Source organism: Streptomyces sp. NPDC043876 (genome assembly GCF_056435825.1).
Genome location: NZ_JBWKDV010000018.1, coordinates 40,340 through 55,626, shown reverse-complemented (window position 1 = coordinate 55,626; position 15,287 = coordinate 40,340). Strand labels below are relative to the sequence as shown.

The 15,287-nt window shown below is 69.1% G+C and carries 11 protein-coding genes and 5 pseudogenes; 7 read left to right on the top strand and 9 right to left on the bottom strand.

What is annotated here, in order from left to right; translation table 11 throughout:
• Nucleotides 1-16: 16 nt before the first annotated feature.
• Both AC0693_RS36155 and AC0693_RS36150 read right to left on the bottom strand, forming a co-directional pair.
• Nucleotides 17-2,359: a beta-glucosidase H gene (locus tag AC0693_RS36155; RefSeq protein ID WP_478804224.1), complete on the bottom strand. Its 2,343-nt coding sequence runs from the start codon at nucleotides 2,357-2,359 to the stop codon at nucleotides 17-19.
• A 342-nt stretch (nucleotides 2,360-2,701) separates the two neighbouring features.
• On the bottom strand, nucleotides 2,702-3,856 hold the full coding sequence (locus tag AC0693_RS36150; RefSeq protein WP_478804252.1) for an MFS transporter: 1,155 nt from the start codon (nucleotides 3,854-3,856) through the stop codon (nucleotides 2,702-2,704).
• A gap of 446 nt (nucleotides 3,857-4,302) precedes the next feature.
• Between AC0693_RS36150 and AC0693_RS36145 the strand changes: the two are divergent.
• Both AC0693_RS36145 and AC0693_RS36140 read left to right on the top strand, forming a co-directional pair.
• Nucleotides 4,303-4,974, top strand: a pseudogene (locus AC0693_RS36145) (transposase); the annotation flags it as partial.
• An 809-nt stretch (nucleotides 4,975-5,783) separates the two neighbouring features.
• Nucleotides 5,784-6,002: pseudogene (locus tag AC0693_RS36140) on the top strand (JmjC domain-containing protein); the annotation flags it as partial.
• A gap of 537 nt (nucleotides 6,003-6,539) precedes the next feature.
• Here the strand turns inward: AC0693_RS36140 and AC0693_RS36135 are convergent.
• Nucleotides 6,540-8,315 (bottom strand): 2-isopropylmalate synthase, encoded by a 1,776-nt coding sequence (locus AC0693_RS36135; RefSeq protein ID WP_478804223.1) that lies wholly within the window; start codon nucleotides 8,313-8,315, stop codon nucleotides 6,540-6,542.
• A 157-nt stretch (nucleotides 8,316-8,472) separates the two neighbouring features.
• On the opposite strand from AC0693_RS36135, the gene AC0693_RS36130 reads away from it, so the two are divergent.
• On the top strand, nucleotides 8,473-9,165 hold the full coding sequence (locus tag AC0693_RS36130; RefSeq protein WP_478804222.1) for a FadR/GntR family transcriptional regulator: 693 nt from the start codon (nucleotides 8,473-8,475) through the stop codon (nucleotides 9,163-9,165).
• A gap of 66 nt (nucleotides 9,166-9,231) precedes the next feature.
• Here the strand turns inward: AC0693_RS36130 and AC0693_RS36125 are convergent.
• The 3 genes and pseudogenes from AC0693_RS36125 to AC0693_RS36115 form a co-directional block, all read right to left on the bottom strand.
• Nucleotides 9,232-9,534 (bottom strand): annotated as a pseudogene (locus tag AC0693_RS36125) (transposase); the annotation flags it as partial.
• 420 nt (nucleotides 9,535-9,954) lie between these two features.
• Nucleotides 9,955-10,488, bottom strand: a complete 534-nt coding sequence (locus tag AC0693_RS36120) for a hypothetical protein (RefSeq protein WP_478804221.1) — start codon at nucleotides 10,486-10,488, stop codon at nucleotides 9,955-9,957.
• Nucleotides 10,489-10,589: 101 nt separating this feature from the next.
• Entirely contained in the window at nucleotides 10,590-11,174 is a 585-nt protein-coding gene (locus AC0693_RS36115) for an amidase domain-containing protein (protein ID WP_478804220.1), read from the bottom strand.
• Nucleotides 11,175-11,503: 329 nt separating this feature from the next.
• Between AC0693_RS36115 and AC0693_RS36110 the strand changes: the two are divergent.
• Nucleotides 11,504-11,824, top strand: a pseudogene (locus AC0693_RS36110) (transposase); the annotation flags it as partial.
• Nucleotides 11,825-11,874: 50 nt separating this feature from the next.
• Nucleotides 11,875-12,252 (top strand): annotated as a pseudogene (locus AC0693_RS36105) (DUF6193 family natural product biosynthesis protein).
• A 113-nt stretch (nucleotides 12,253-12,365) separates the two neighbouring features.
• On the opposite strand, the gene AC0693_RS36100 reads toward AC0693_RS36105, so the two are convergent.
• Together AC0693_RS36100 and AC0693_RS36095 are read right to left on the bottom strand one after the other, a co-directional pair.
• On the bottom strand, nucleotides 12,366-12,578 hold the full coding sequence (locus AC0693_RS36100; protein ID WP_469318577.1) for a DUF4287 domain-containing protein: 213 nt from the start codon (nucleotides 12,576-12,578) through the stop codon (nucleotides 12,366-12,368).
• A 71-nt stretch (nucleotides 12,579-12,649) separates the two neighbouring features.
• The gene (locus AC0693_RS36095; protein WP_478804219.1) at nucleotides 12,650-13,321 is read right to left on the bottom strand and encodes a DUF998 domain-containing protein; all 672 of its coding nucleotides are present in this window, start codon (nucleotides 13,319-13,321) and stop codon (nucleotides 12,650-12,652) included.
• A gap of 124 nt (nucleotides 13,322-13,445) precedes the next feature.
• Between AC0693_RS36095 and AC0693_RS36090 the strand changes: the two genes are divergently transcribed.
• Together AC0693_RS36090 and AC0693_RS36085 are read left to right on the top strand one after the other, a co-directional pair.
• Nucleotides 13,446-14,069, top strand: coding sequence for a TetR/AcrR family transcriptional regulator (locus AC0693_RS36090; protein WP_478804218.1), 624 nt, complete (start codon nucleotides 13,446-13,448; stop codon nucleotides 14,067-14,069).
• A 320-nt stretch (nucleotides 14,070-14,389) separates the two neighbouring features.
• Nucleotides 14,390-14,875 carry a hypothetical protein gene (locus AC0693_RS36085; protein ID WP_478804217.1) on the top strand — a complete coding sequence of 162 codons (486 nt, stop codon included), beginning with the start codon at nucleotides 14,390-14,392 and terminating at the stop codon, nucleotides 14,873-14,875.
• Here AC0693_RS36085 and AC0693_RS36080 read toward each other — a convergent pair.
• A complete protein-coding gene (locus AC0693_RS36080) occupies nucleotides 14,872-15,048 on the bottom strand; it encodes a hypothetical protein (RefSeq protein ID WP_478804216.1) in 177 nt (58 codons plus the stop codon). The two genes, AC0693_RS36085 and AC0693_RS36080, sit on opposite strands and share 4 nt — an antisense overlap.
• Between the last annotated feature and the right edge of the window lie 239 nt (nucleotides 15,049-15,287).

Sequence of the window (15,287 nt, the reverse complement as noted above, 5' to 3'; positions counted from 1 at the left end):
GAGGGCAGAGGGGCGGTCAGCCGATGGAGAGGGTGCGCTGCCCGGTGATGTCGCGGGACGCACGCGCCGCGGCGAAGGTGTAGAGCCCGGGAACGAGCGTCCAGTTGCCCGAGTTCCACACCATCAGGTCTTCGGGCGCGATGGTGAAGACGAGGCGCTGAGCGGCACCTCGATCCAGGGACACCTTGCCGAACGCGACCAAGCGGCGCGGTTCGGCTGAGGCGGCGCTGGGCAAGGTGGCGTAGATCTGTACGACCTCGGTGCCGTGGCGGTTGCCGGTGTTCGTGACGGTTACCGCGAAGGTCACGCTTCTCCTGCCCGGGTCGAAGGCGGCCTCAAGGGAGCCGTGGGCGAACGTCGTGTAGGACAGGCCGTGGCCGAAGGGGAAGAGGGGCTGCTGTCCCCTGGCGTCGTAGTAGCGGTACCCGACGGCGATTCCCTCGTCGTAGGAGACGGACGCGTTCTGCCCCGGGTAGGAAGCCGGGGTTGCTCCTGGGCCCTGGGCGGCTCTGGCCGGGAAGGTCACGGGGAGGCGTCCGGAGGGATCGCTGTCGCCGAAGAGGACGGCGGCCAGTGCCGTTCCCATGCCCCGCCCGCCGTACCACGCCTGCACGACGGACTCGACCTGATCCAGCCATGGCATCGCAACGGGGCCGTCGGTGTTGAGGACCACGATGGTGCGGGGATTGGCCGCTGCCACGGCGGCGATGAGCTGGTTCTGGTCTCCGGGCAGGTCCAGCCGTCCGTGATCCATGGCCTCACCGGCCACACGGTTGGCGAAGACGACGGCGACGTCGGCGGCGCGCGCGGCCTGGACGGCTGCCGGAATGGCGGATGCCGGCTGCCAGCCGAGAGTGAGGCCGCATGTGCCCGGGTCGGCCGTGGCATTGCTGTACACGAGCTCCACGGACACGGCTCGGCCGGCCGTCAGGTCGATCGTTCCCTGGAGGGGGTAGTCGTAGGGGCCGAGGAAGAAGCGCCGAGTGCCTCGGGAGCCCGTGACCACCGTGACACCGTCGATCTTCAGGGTGGCCGTGCCGGCGGGCAGGAGGGAGAAGCGGTGCAATCCGGTGTGAGTCGGCGTGAGGGTGCCCGACCAGCTCGCGGACCAGACTCCGGGCAGCGTGTCCACCGGGGCGGCGGCGAAGTCGACGGCCGTGTCCGTGCGGGTGGCCACGGGAGTACCCGTCGGGTCGGCACGCGCGTAATGGCGCGCGCTGAGGCCTGCGGCTCCGCCGTCGGCACGCAGCACGCCGGTGGGGACGACGGCCAGGGGGACATCGCCCGTCGACCCCTGGGTGTGGGTGACCCTGATGCCGGCGCCCGCCCGGGAGCGGATGGCGTCCAACGGCGTGGTCCAGTCACCCGGGTCCACGTAGCTGGAACCCGCGATGCCCGTAAAGGCATCGGCGCCTGCGGGGCCGATGACGGCCAGCGACTGGAGGGACGGCGCAAGGGGAAGGGTGGCGGCGCGGTTGGCCAGGAGAACGGTCGAGGAGACGGCGGCCTCGTGGGCGAGGTTCTTGTGTTCCTGCGTACTGACGTTCTGCGCGGGGGCGGGCACCGGGTTGTCGACCAGGCCGTTCGCGAACATGGTGACGAGGATCCGGCGGGCCGCATCGTTCAGCCGAGAGAGCGCGACGGCGCCGTTGGTGAGCGCACCTGGCGCCAGTTTGACGCCGGCGCTGCCCAGACCCGCGAGGTCCATGCCCGCTCTGGCAGCCGCGACCTGGTCGTCACCGGCCCAGAAGTCGGGGACGGTGTACCCCTGAAGGCCCAGACGGACCTTGACGTCGTCGAACAGGGCCGGGCCCTGAGTCGCGAAAGTACCGTTGACCTTCGGGTAGGACATCATCACGGACGTCGTCGGAGCGGCACTGATGACATGGCGGAACGGCGCTTGGTACACCTCGTGAAGGGCTCGCTCGGAGACCAGACAGTTGACGAAGAAGCGGTCCACTTCCTGCGTGTAGCCGGCGAAGTGTTTGACCGTCGCGGTGACGTGGCGGCTCTGGATGGCGGTGGTAAGAGCTGCTCCGAGACGACCGGCGAGGAGCGGGTCCTCACCCCAACTCTCGGCTTGCCGTCCGAAGTGCCACGTTCGGACGAGGTCGACGGTAGGACCGAGGAGGTTGTTGTAGCCCTTGGCTCGTCCTTCGGTCCCGAGTACGACGCCGATGCGGTGTGCCAGGTTCTCGTCGAAGGTCGCCGCTTGGGCGATGGGCACCGGGAAGGCGGTAACCCCTTGCTCGCCCCGCAGGCCCGCGGACGCATCGACCATGGACAGGGCGGGGATCCCGAGGTGGCTCACGGCGGCGAAGTCGCAGCGGATCAGCGCCTCCTTCTCGGCTGCCGTCATCCGGGCCAGGAGGGCGTCAGCCCGAGTGAACACAGAGGGGTCTGTCGAAGCGCTCGCTGTGCCGGCGGCTGCTGGAGCCATGCTCACGGCGAGGGCCGTTGCGATGGCGGAGGTGAGGAAGGTGCGTCTGTTCATGGCGGTTCTCCGGGCAGAAGGGACATCGAAATGTGAGGCCAACACGGTTGAACTGGAGGTGAGATGCGGTGGGAGAGCGGAGCGAAAGTCGCCACGAGCCGACGCCTTGGCGCTCTGTCGCCACGGCACTCCGGCTCACGGGGGACGAGGCGCTCGGAATCGGTCGGCTGGATGTTGGTGCCACGCGATACGGCCGACGTCCCACCCCTACTCCTGTGCGGCAGGCGCGCATGCAGCTATGGGCCGACGGCGCGTCAGCGTCGAGACGGCTGCTGCGACAAGGCCGGTCAGTAGGGCGAGGAGAGCGACTGCCATCGCCAGGCTCCCAGTAGCTCCCTCGCCTCCGAGGAGGACGAGCGGGCAGAGGAATTCGCCGAGGAAGAACGCTGCAGTCCACAGCCCCATGCCGCGTCCACGGTCCGAGAACCCGAGGCCGGACATCGCGCGGGTCACCAACGCCGGCAACAGCAAACCGGTGCCGATGCAGTTCACCACTGCTCCAGTGACCAGCAGAGGCAGGCTGCCGGCGGCACCCATGATCAGAAAGCCCGCGGCACAGATGCCGAAGAAGGACGGAAGCGACTGCCGGCGCTGAGCGGGAAGGCGGGTGAAGATGATGGAGCCGAGAACGGTGGCGGCGCTGGCTGCTGCCGTGACAGCCCCGATGGCGCCGCTGGAGTCCACGTCCAGGCCGTCCAGCAGGAAGGCCATCTCGACGGGCACCGTGTAGAAGACCACGGCACCGAAGACGGTGAGCACGCAGATGCCGGCCATGCGCCGGAACGGAAAGGGACGCTTCGACGCGGCGGCATGGACCATGTCAACTTTCTCTGCAGGCCGGGGCGTCGGCAGTGCACGTGCCATGGCGGGGGCGATCAGCAGGCCGACGGCATGGAGCCAGAACGGAGCGCGCCAGCTGGCTGAGCCGAGGACCCCGCCCAGGACGAAGAAGAACGTTGCCGAAACCGAGGCGCACATGGTCTGCAGGGCTAGATAGCGGTCCCGGACCTCCCCGCTGTAGTAGTCGCCGATCAGGGTGGTGCAGGCGGTCATGATGGCGGCCTCGGCTATGCCGACGAGGAATCGGCTGACGAGTATCCCGTGCAGGGATTCCAGCCAGAGGGGGGCCGTGCCGAAGACCGAGTACATGACCGTGGCGACGACCAGAAGACGCTTTCGGCCGATCCTGTCGACGAGGACCCCTGCGAAGGGGGCGAGCAAAGCAATCGACAAGGCCGGGACTGTGAGGACGAGGGGCACCAAGGCGCCACTACCGGGAACACCCTCGAAGTGGTCCCGCATGCGGGGCAGAACCGGCGCGAGGAGGACCGCTCCGAGGACGGGCAGGCAACTGCCGGCCATCAACAGGACAGCCGGGAGTCGCCCCACGGTTCGCTGGTGCGGGGACTGGGTGGCGGCTGCGGACATGGCGGGGCTCCAGAGCAGGATGGTGGGAGTGCCCAGGTACGGCGGTGCGCCGACAGCCCGAGGCGAAGTTGCCTCGACTATGCGTTGCAGCGGCCTGCGTTGCCCACCCTCCGTGTCATCGCCGTTCGCTATGGCTCGGATCCAGCGGGCGAATGTCCTGCTCGGGTGCCGAAGGCTCGACCGGGTGCTTTCAGAGACGCGCAGCGTCATAGCTGTATGTGACAACTCCCGGGCGTGGCACTCCTTTCAGCCCCGTCGGCCCGGGGTGGACAGCCGCCACCCGCTGGTAGCAGTCCGGTTTGCTTAGACCGTGTCCTACGGAGCTTTTCGGGTGGTCGTCGGGGAGTGACGGTTCATGATCCCTGCGGTATGCCGGTGGTATGCGTTATCCGGAAGGTGGGGGTCTGACCGCTGAGCGTCGGACGCTTCGTGAGGGGATCCCCGATTCAGGCCGACGTGCGCTTCGCGGCGGGTGAGAAGACCGCGGTGATCGCGAAAGATCTGCGGGTGAGTGTGCGCTCGGTGGAACGCTGGCGCCGTGCTTGGCGCGCGGGCGGCATGGAGGGCCTGCGTTCTGCAGGTCCGGCGAACTCCCCGATCGTCACCGACGCCCAGTTCGCCATGGCGGCATCCGGGGGCCCGGACCGTCTTCGAGGACGAGGCCGGATTCTCGATGACTCCGCCCCGTGTCCGCACCTGGGGCCTGCGCGGGCAGACCCCCGTCATCCGCGTCCGTGGCAGGTCCCGCCGACGGACCTCGGTCGCCGCGCTGCTGCTTCAAGCCCGGTGAGAAGAGCCGCCTCATCCACCGGCCCCGCACGCATCTGCGGCTCAAGGGCGCACGCAAAAGCTTCTCCTGGAAGGACTACCGCGACTTCCTGGTCCGCGCGCACATCCAGCTTGACGGCCCGATCGTGGTGGTCTGGGACAATCTCAACACGCTTCTGGCCGCCGGGCTCAAACGGTACGAGGCCGAGCACGACTGGCTCACCACCGTCCGCCTTCCGCCGTATGCACCCGAGCTGAACCCTGTCGAAGCCGTCCGGTCACTGGGCGCCGGGCCGGCGGCTGCGGTCCCGGCCTCGGCGGGAGGGATCGGGGACTCTCTCCGTCAGCTGTGCAATCACCACGGGCTCCAGGCCGCCGGCGTGACGACCGCAGGGACCGGAGCGGCCAACGGCAAACTTCTCGGCCTCCCGCTCGGCGGAGCCCTCAACCAGTGCGGTGGCGCCGACCTACCCGGCCAAAACCAGGGCGGAGTCCTTATGGGAGCGCATTCGGCGGTAGACAAACTCAACTCGAACATTCACAACCTCCACCCCTGACCGAACGACGGGACTTTCCGGCGACGCGCGGCACCGGAGAAGGGCCGCCCTCGCTCCGTGTGCCGCCCGTTCGGCCGGCCTCCGGCCGTCCCGCCTGGCATCGGACCCGGCGGCCAGGCTCTCACCGTTTCCAGCTTCCGCTTGTATCCCGCCCGGGCGGAGTCGGGCTGCGCCGCTGGTTATAACAGCAGGAGCTGACCATCTGATGTTCGACGCCCCTTCCTGGGCGGAACGGCTGGGCGGGGACACCTTCCTCGCGCAGCCGTATTTCCGCTCCCACCTCGTCCTCCGCGGCAAGCCCGACGGCTTCCACGACCTCGTCTCCTGGACCACCCTCAACCAGGTGATCGCCACGCACCGACTGGAACCGCCGCGGCTGCGGCTCTCGCACGGCGGCCAGACGGTGCCGCTGCGCCGATACGCGCTCCCCGTCACCACCCGACGGGCCACGGTCTGGCACCGCATCCAGCCTTCCGAGCTCCACGCGCGCATCCGCGAAGGCGCCTCCCTCGTCATCGACTCGATCGACGAAATGCATGCCCCCATCACCGCCGCAGCCGAAGGCCTGGAGCGGTGCCTGCGTACCCCGGTACAGGCGAACGCGACCGCGTCGTGGACCACGACCGCGCCCCGCTCCCACCTGGCGCGACACCGACACCCCACCCGTCCCCGAAGGCGAACCTCTGGCCGATGTCGTCCTGAACCCGGGCGACACCCTCTACCTGCCCCGAGGCTGGTGGCACGGCGTCACCGCCGACCAGGGCACACCCTCCCTCCACCTGACCTTCGGCCTCACCACCCAGACCGGCGCCGACTTCATGACCTGGGTCATCGACCAGCTCCGCCGCGAAGTCCGCTTCCGCACCGACGTCCCCCGCTTCACCACCCCCACCGCCCAGACCGAGTACGTCACCACGCTCCGCGAAGCCGTGGTGGCAATGCTGGACGACCCGGCGGTCACCGACCGGTGGGCCCGCTCACTCGACGCCACCCACCACGGCCGCCCATACGCCTCCCTGCCCCACCTGGACCAGGTCCCCGCCGATCCCAACCCGACCGCCCGGCTGACCTTCCCGCGCGCCCGACTCGACCAGAACCCCGACACGGGGAGTGGACGCTCACGACGGCCGAGACCGCGTGGGACTTCGCCGCTCCAGCGGGCCCACTGCTACAACGGCTGGAGACGGGAGAGCCGGCCACGCACGGCGGACTCGCCCAGCAGGCGGGGCTGCCCGTTGCCCACGCCGTGGCGCTGCTCACCGTTCTCGTCGAGGGCCAGGCGGGGAGCCGCCTCACGCTTCGTACGCCCGGTTCACTGCGCAGAGGACGGCCTGTACGGAGGCCGTGAGGACGGAGGTGTCCAGGCCCGCTCCCCAGACGGTACGGCCCCCCACCCTGCACTCGACGTAGGCTGCGGCCTCTCCCGAGCTGCCGGTGGTGACCGCGTGCTCGGCGAAGTCGAGGACATCGACGGGGATTCCGGCGCGCGTGAAGGCGTCGGCCAGGGCGGAGAGCGGCCCGTTGCCCTTGCCATCGGCCATTACGGTGCTGTCACCGACGCGCAGGACGCAGGCGAAGCGGTGGCCGCGGCCGGTGGAGTCGGCGGTGTCGGCGTCGGTTCCAGTGCCGTGGCCGGCGGCGTGGGCGGTGCTCCAAGATTCCAGGGCCACGGGGCCCGCGCCCCGGCCGGGCTCCAGGTAGGCCGTGCGGAAGAGCGCGTGGAGGTCGCCGGGGGTGGCTTCGCGTCCGCTTTCGTCGGTCACGGCCTGGACGGTCCGGGAGACATCAGGGCGCATGCGCTCCGGCAGGTCGAGGCCGTGGTGGGTGCGCAGCAGATGGGCGACTCCGCCCTTCCCCGACTGGGAATTGACGCGGATGACGGCTTCGTAGCCCCGGCCGAGGTCGGCGGGGTCCAGCGGCAGGTAGGGCACGTTCCAGGGGGCGAGCTCCGGCGGGATCCCGGCCGCGGCGGCGTCCTTCGCGTGCCGTGCGAGCCCCTTGCTGATGGCGTCCTGGTGGGTGCCGGAGAAGGCCGTGTGCACGAGGTCGCCCACGTAGGGATGGCGGGGGTGGACGGGGAGCCGGTTGCAGTACTCGACGATGTCGCGGACGGCGTCGATGTCGGAGAGGTCGAGCATGGGATCGACGCCCTGGGCGTAGAGGTTGAGCGCGAGGGTCACCAGATCGACGTTGCCGGTGCGTTCGCCGTTGCCGAAGAGGCACCCCTCGACGCGCTGGGCCCCGGCGAGGACGGCGAGTTCGGCGCAGGCCACGCCGGTGCCGCGGTCGTTGTGGGGGTGCACGGAGAGGATCACCGCGTCGCGGCGGGCGAGGTGGCGGTGCATGTACTCGATCTGGTCGGCGTACACGTTAGGGGTGGAGATCTCGACGGTGGCGGGCAGGTTGTGGGTGACCGGTCGGTCGGGGCTGGCGTCCCAGAGCGCGGTGAGGCCGTCGCAGAGCTCCAGGACGTAGTCGGGTTCGGTGAGGTTGAAGGTCTCCGGGGAGAACTGGAAGCGGACGTCGGTGTCGGGGTGGGTCTCGGCGAGCCGTGCCATGAGAGTGGCGGCCTCGTGGACGGTGCGCCGGACCTCGGCGCGGTCGCGGCCGAGGACGGTGTCGCGCCAGACCGGCGAGGTGGCGATGTAGAGGTGGACGACTGCGCGGGGCAGGCCGTCGAGGGCGGCGAAGGTGCGCTCGATGAGTTCGGGGCGGGCCGGCGTGAAGACAACCGGGGTGACGTCCTCGGGGAAGCTCCCGGAACCGACGAGTCCGGCAAGGTGGCGGACGAAGTCGAAGTCGGCGCGGCTGGCGGAGGGGTAGCCGACCTCGATCTCCTTGAAGCCCGTGCGGACGAGCAGCTCGAAGAAGCGGTGCTTGCGGTCGGTGTCCATGGGCTCGGCGAGGGCCTGGTTGCCGTCGCGGAGGTCGACGGGCACCCACAGCGGGGGGCGCTCCAGCCGGGCGGAGGGCCAGAGACGGTCGAACTCGGGAACGTGGACGCGGTCCTGGAACGGTCGGTAACGGTGGTACGGCATGGGGCCGGGGCGCTGGGGATTGCGGATCATGGCCGGTACCGTAACCACTCCTCAGCTCCTCAGACAAGTGCTCCTCAGACAAGTTGCGGTAGATTTCTCGGCGAACCCCGCCGGCATCCGGTGGACGCGCCCGCCATCCGGAGCGTCGGAGTCTCGGAGTCCGGACATCAGAGAATCAGGTGATTGCATGCCGCTCGGTGCCGTCCGTCCCAGTCCTCTGGTCGAACAGGCCGCCGAGCGGCTGCGCGAGCAGATCGTCCAGGGCCACTGGCCGGTCGGCACGAAGCTCCCCGGCGAGACGACGCTCGCCAAGGAGCTCGGTGTGGGGCGCTCCACGGTCCGCGAGGCGCTGCGTGCCCTGGCGGGCGCCGGGCTCGTTCAGCCCCGGCAGGGAGCGGGCGTCTTCGTCACCGCGACCCGGCCGACGGAGGACTGGCCGGCCCGGCTGCGCAGGGCGGCGGTGACGGATGTGTACGAGGTACGGATGCTGGTGGAGGTCGAGGCGGCCCGCCTCGCGGCGCAGCGCCGGACCGAGGAGGACGTGACGGCGATGCGGAAGGCGCTGGACGGCCGGCGCGAGGCCGCCGGGGGCGACGACGTGGGTTTCGTCGACGCCGACATCGCCCTGCACGCGGCGGTCGTGGCCGCGGCGCGCAACCCCGTCCTGACCGACCTGTTCGCGGAGTTCGCGCCGGTACTCCGCGAGGGCCTTGTCGAACTCCTGGACCTGCTCGGGCTGCGCGGCACCGACCTCCGGCACGGCGAGGACGCCCACGCCGACGTGGTGCGGGCGGTGGAGGCCGGCGAGGCGGAGGAGGCCGCACGGCTGACCCGCCAGGAACTCGAGTCGACACTGGCGCTTCTCCAGTCAACCCCCTGAGCCCCGCGCCCGGGCCTCACCAGCGGGCAGGCGGCTCACGCTAAGAGGTCGTTTTCGTCAGATGTTTCATCCCAGAATCGCGTGTTCTGTGGCCTTTTTCGGATCGCGCCAGGAGATGGTTTTCTCGCTGGTGAGGCGGCGGGCCATGAGGTCGGTCATGGCGATGTGGATCACGGCTTCGGAGCGGGCGGGCAAGGTTTCGTAGTCGCGGGCAAGGCGTCGCTGGAGCATGAGCCATCCGTAGGTCCGCTCGACTGCCCACCGTTTGGGTATGGGGGTGAATCCCCTGGTCCCGGGCTTGCGGGTGATGATCTCCATGTCGATGCCGAGTGCGGCGGCATGTTCAACGAGATGCTGGCGGTATGGGGACGCCCAGCCCCGCCTCCGGCACATGAGCCGCCCGCCGCCCGGCTGGGGGTTCAGTCTCTCTCGGGAGCGTTCTCCGATGGACGTAATCGGCAACCTTGAACCGTTGCGGCGGCCCGTCCGCTCGCGCTCCCGGTCATACCCTCGGGCGGCTGTTTCACGGCCGCGAATCGTTCGTCTCGTCCTCGACGCTGGCCAGGATCCGGTAGACGGCGAAGGAAGCGCCCGGCTGCCTGTGAGGCCAGCGGGAGGAGACCTAGCGGGCGTTGCTAACGGCGCTGTATTTGAGGCCGATGTCCTCGGCGAGCCGCGTCAGCGACTCCTTGACCGTCCATCCGGCTTCCTCGGAGACGACAAAGTGGCGCCGCCCCCTCGGAAGTCCGCGGGGACGGCGCCCCTCGTCGGTACACGACCCGGTTCAGTTCACGGGACCATCTTCGAACCGAGCTCGCCCGGCTTCTTCGGCACCCAGGGCGCCACGGCGGTGGCCTCGCCGGGGTCCGGCTCGGCCATGCTCACCCGAAAGACGCCTTTTCCGTCCATGTTCACGGGCAGGACGTAGATCTCCTTGATCTGACCGGTGTCGTGCATGTAGAGCACCACGGTCTGACGGTACGAGCCCTCGTCGTAGAACTCCGCGGTGACCTTCCCGCCGGCGCCCTTTCGGAAGGCGGCGATCCAGTTCTCGGCGGTCTTCTCGGTCGTGCGCAGGTCCTTGCCGGGGTCGGCCAGGGCCGCCAGCCCGTCGGCGTCCCCGTCTGCGATCCGCCACACCACCTGCTGGGTGATCCCCAGAGTCCCCGTGGACGGATATCCGAGCACGGCGAGCGGCGGGTGACTGCTGTAATCCCCGGCGTACTGCACTTCGTCGCTACTGACGTCCGCCGAGCAGCCGGTCAGCACGCCCAGGGTCAGGGCGGCGCAGAACACGGCCCGCAGAACCGGTCCGGGCGTCACCGGGACCTCGGCCTCAGAGCGGCGACCGCCACGATGTTCCCCTCGTTCCTGGCGAGGAGCTCGGGCAGGGTGCTGAGCGGCGTACCCGAGCTGGGCGATCCTCACCGTGCCTCCCTGGATGCCCCGCACCACGGCCGTGTGGTTGTAGACACGGTCCCCCTGTACTGGAAGAACAGTATGTCTCTGGGACGCAGGTCGTACGAACGGTTGAGGTAGCCCGGCTGGCGGTAGTTGAACATGTGGACGAATAGGTTCTGGGCTGCAGGCCAGGTGTAGCTGTTCTTCTTCCACGACGTCCACGTGTTCTTCCACCACGCGCGGTCCTGGAAGCACGCCCAATCGCGCATCTTCATGCCACCGCCGTAGTGCAGCGACTTCGACACGAAGTTGGCGCCGTCGTTGTTCCTGAACTCCGGCTTGTCGTACGCGTGGCCGAGGGCCCAGCTCCCGGTGCCCGAGCCGTTGACGTAGGAGGCCGTACGGACGCCAGCCGCGGACTCGCCCGGCAGGGGGAAGCCGTCCGCGCCGAGCGCGATGGTCTCCACGCCGGACGGCACACTCGGGGCGTCGGCCGGGGTGGCGGCCACCTGGGATCCCGCCGCGGCCGTAGTGGAGAGGGTCTGCCCCGACTCGATGTCATCGGCCTCGCTCTCCAGCTTCGCGGCGCCCGCGACGATGTTGAACACGAAGCGCCTGTAGCCGGAGTTCTCGGCGACCTCGTCGACGCCGTTGATCCGGCCCCTCGCGCGTTCCGACGACGGGGTCTTCCTGCACGCCGAGCAGTTCTCTGAGGACGTCCGCGTGCGGCGATTCGGCGGCGGCGTCCTCAGTGGTGAGGTTCTCTCCGGTCGTGACCCCGTCGGCGAGGTCCTCGCCGAGAGCGGATCGGCGGGATTCCTCGAGCAATGCTCAAGACCTGTGGATCATCTCGGGGAGGACGTACCTTCCCGTGTGATTGATCGATAGGTCACCGAGCAAGACCGGTGTTCGCAGCACCGGCCGGCAAGGCACGTCCGTGCTCAGCGTAGTGAACGACGACGGCACCACCACCGACGGCTCCTGCCTGATCGACGAGATCGTCCGGGAGGGGGCGAGAAGGATGCTGGCCGCCGCAATGGAGGCCGAAGTCAACCCCTACATAACCGAGTTGGTCGATGAGCGCGACGACAACGGGCGCCGCCTGGTGGTCCGAAACGGCTATCACCAGCCCAGACAGGTCACCACCGCGGCCGACGCGGTCGAGGTGAAGGCGCCGCGGGTGAAGGACAAGCGCGTCGACGAGGCCACGGGCGAGCGCAAGCGGTTCTCCTCCGCGATCCTGCCGCCCTGGTGCCGCAGTCGTCACCGGGTGCATCGGTGGAGCAAACGCTCTGGCACCTTCTCCCCATGGACACGACGGGTGCTGCGGCAGAGTTCATTGAGGCAGAGGGGACGAGACTTCTCGGTTCGGACCGTGTGGACGTTGACGTGGTGCGCGCTGTCCATGCCGAGCCTCGGCTGCAGCAGCTCTTCCCCTGGGTCGGTATGTCGGAGCTGCACTTCAGTCGGTGTACCGAGCATCCCTGCCCATAGGACGTGCCCTACATCGCCCCACGGCAGGGTGGGGGCTTCATCGGGGCAGGACCGTCCAGGGGGGAGTCCGTCGGTGAGGCCGACACGGCTGAGCCGGCTGTTGAGATGGTGGCTGGCCATCTGCCTCCCAACTGCGGTCGAGCGGTCGTCGGGAACCGGCACGACCTCGCTGCCTTGGAACATCGAGGCTGACGAACGGGCATTGGCCTATAGAGCAGCAGGTTCCACAGAAGCTGAGCCAGAGCCCGAGAACTGACAGCACGCCGGGGGCGGGCCGTCAGTTCCACAGCTCGCAGGGTCCGCGGTCAGTTGTCGCCGTGTTCGGCAAGGGTGTGGGCGACGAGGGCGTTGGCGTGCCCGTGGCCGAGGCCGTGTTCGGACTTGAGCCATGTGACGAGTTCCATGTGCTTGGTCAGGGGCGAGGTGCGGATCATCTCCTTCCACTGCTCGATCGGGCGGCCGTACTTCTTCTCGATCGATGGAAAGTAGCTGGCGGGGCCTTTTACGGGTGCGGTCATGGTGCGGCATCCTACTTCTGTGTGCGTGCGGCGGTGTGGGGTTGTTGCTGTGGGTGCGGGGAGCGGAGTCGTTACCGCTGTGCGGGCGGGGCGGGGCTGGCCAGTTGGGCGATGGCTGCGGTGAGCGCGAGCAGGCCGAGGCCGGCGGCGGCGGTGAAGGCCGCGACCGTGGTGGCGGAGCCGGCGAACCCGGTGATGAGCGCCAGCGGCAGGAGGCGGTAGGCCAGGGCCCAGCCGCGCCGGCCGCGGGTGGCGAAGTGTCGTGCCAGCACGAGGAACGCGGCGCACAGCGCGAGATAGCCCGCCATGCCGCTGAGCATGTGGACCGTTCCGTGCCCGCTCAGCGTGGCCGGACCGTCCGGCGTACCGGCTGGGAAGCCCGCGCCGGGGTCCGCCGTGAACACCCCGGCGAGCACGAAGGACGCGCCGAACACGCCGACCAGGCGCGGTGTCCAGGCGCCGCCGATGCTGCGGCCGATCGCCCGGCGCAGACCCACCGCGCCCGCCATGATCAGCACGCCGGTGACCAGGAAGCTGGTGACCTGGATCCAGCCCAGCGAGCCGAGGCTGAGCTGGCTGATGGCGTTTCGGGTGAAGTCGAAGCCGGTGCGGGTGAGTCCCCCGATCACCCCCACCCCCAGAAACAGCGGGCCTGCCACTGCCCCGCCGGCGAGCAGAGCGCGGGTGGCGAGCGGAGTCGAGAGACCGCGGTCGGTGAACGGTGCGCGGATCGCCTGGGTCATGCGAAATCCCCCTATGCCGAGGATCGGACCTTGGAACTGGACGGTGCAGTACTGTCGAACTGGACGGTACAGTACCCGTATCGAAACTGGACTGTCCAGTACTGTTAGCTTGAAGGAGGAGGCATTGGAAGCGAACGAATCCCGAGGACGCTCGGCCCGCAAGCACGAGGCGATCATGGAGGCCGCGACAGCGGTGTTCATGGCGAAGGGCTACGCCGGCACGAGCATGGACGACATCGCCAAGTTGGCCGCCGTGTCCAAGCAGACGGTGTACAAGCACTTCGCCGACAAGGAGAAGCTGTTCGCCGAGATCGTCCTGGCCACCACCGACCGGGTCGAGGCCATGATCGACCTGGTGGCCGACATCCCCGCAGACGCCGACTCGTTGGAGGAGAACCTGCTCCGGCTGGCTCGCCAGTTCCTGACCACCCTCACCCAGCCCCCGGTGCTCCAGCTGCGGCGCCTCGTCATCGCCAACGCCGACACCTTCCCCGACCTGGGCGCCGCCTGGTACGAGCAGGGCTTCGAGCGGGTACTCGCCACCCTGGCCGACACCTTCCAACGCCTGGCGGACCAGGGCTTGCTGCGGATCGACGACCCCCTCCTGGCCGCCAACCACTTCTCCGGCCTGCTGCTGTGGATCCCGGTGAACAAGGCAATGTTCCACGGCAGCCCGCAGCACACCCAGCCCCAACTCGACGACTACGCCGACGCGGGCGTGCGGGCCTTCCTCGCCGCATACCATTGACCCCAGCCGCAACCGGACTGCCCCGGCAATATGCACACCGCCAGGGCGGAGCCGGGAGGCCGGTGCCACCGGAATCCGGATTCTGGCTCGCTTTCCGTGAAGCACGCACGCTGAGTTTCGAGATCCACACGCCGAGCCGTACAGCTACGGGCTCGTTCTCGCCTTCGATGGTGGTCGGTTCGGTGTGCCCTGGGGGCACCGGCCGGGCGCCTTCGCGCTCGGCCACTGAGCGAGCGCCGCGAGCCCTCGTTGGAATGCCTGCTCCGCCTTGGATACCTTCGGGCTCGCGCGCGTCGCGGCCGGGTTGGTGGGGCGCCCCTATGTCCTTGGTCAAGGTGGTCCGAGGGTTTCAAGGCGTCTGGGACGATGTGCTTGTGCATGCTGATGATCAGGTTGGCGAGGGCGTCCCTGCTGAGCTCGCGGTGTTTCTCCGGGGCGCTGTCGATGACCGCCCGGTGAGAATCGCTCCTTCCCTCTGTGGAGCTTGCGGCGGCCAGGTGTTCTTCGTGCTGGTGAATGACTGTGGAGCGGAGCGGGAGTGCTCTGGCTGCGGCAGCCGTGCGTTCATCGCAGACAGCGAGGACTACTGGGAGGAGGACTCCTGGGAGACCGAGAGGTCCGGCCCGGCCTACTGTCCGTGCGGAAGGGACAAGTTCGAGGCCGCAGTCGCCTTCTCCCTCGGCGAGGACGGATCGATCCGTTGGGTGACCGTCGGCCTTCGGTGCATCGCGGACGGATTCTGCGGTGTCTCTATCGACTGGGAGATCGACTACGACCCCACGGATCACCTCTTGATCATGGTCTAGGTCTGCGGAGCGGCCGCCCGAACAGGCTGCGGTTCGTTGAAGGTTCCGTCCCGGAGCATCGCGACGAGGACGTCGGCCCGTCGTCTGGTGAGGCAGAGAAGGACCTGCGTGTGGTGCTTGCCCTGGGCGATGGCCAGTGGCAGGGCGCCGATGGAGGCCGGCTGGTCGACCACGACCAGCACCGTCCCGTGCTTGGCCGCCCGTCGGTCCGCCGAGGTGGAAGCCGAGATCTGAGAGCTGCGCCGCCGACATCCCCGGTGGGGCGCCCGCCGGATCTCCCACGAGCTGGCCGGCCAAGGACCCGGAACCCCTTCGGGTGGCCAGCCGATCGATGGTCAGGTTGTTGCGCACAGCCATCACTCAGGCCGGCGAGGCCTGATCTCGAACAACGCAAGCGGGCGGCCCGCGCGAG

Excerpts from the sequence above, each read along its gene's own strand:
- AC0693_RS36130 (WP_478804222.1), top strand. The coding sequence starts at position 8,473 with ATGCCGCTCGGTGCCGTCCGTCCCAGTCCTCTGGTCGAACAGGCCGCC.
- AC0693_RS36085 (WP_478804217.1), top strand. The coding sequence starts at position 14,390 with ATGTCCTTGGTCAAGGTGGTCCGAGGGTTTCAAGGCGTCTGGGACGAT.
- AC0693_RS36135 (WP_478804223.1), bottom strand. The coding sequence starts at position 8,315 with ATGATCCGCAATCCCCAGCGCCCCGGCCCCATGCCGTACCACCGTTAC.
- AC0693_RS36150 (WP_478804252.1), bottom strand. The coding sequence starts at position 3,856 with ATGGCCGGCAGTTGCCTGCCCGTCCTCGGAGCGGTCCTCCTCGCGCCG.
- AC0693_RS36100 (WP_469318577.1), bottom strand. The coding sequence starts at position 12,578 with ATGACCGCACCCGTAAAAGGCCCCGCCAGCTACTTTCCATCGATCGAG.
- AC0693_RS36095 (WP_478804219.1), bottom strand. The coding sequence starts at position 13,321 with ATGACCCAGGCGATCCGCGCACCGTTCACCGACCGCGGTCTCTCGACT.
- AC0693_RS36155 (WP_478804224.1), bottom strand. The coding sequence starts at position 2,359 with ATGACGGCAGCCGAGAAGGAGGCGCTGATCCGCTGCGACTTCGCCGCC.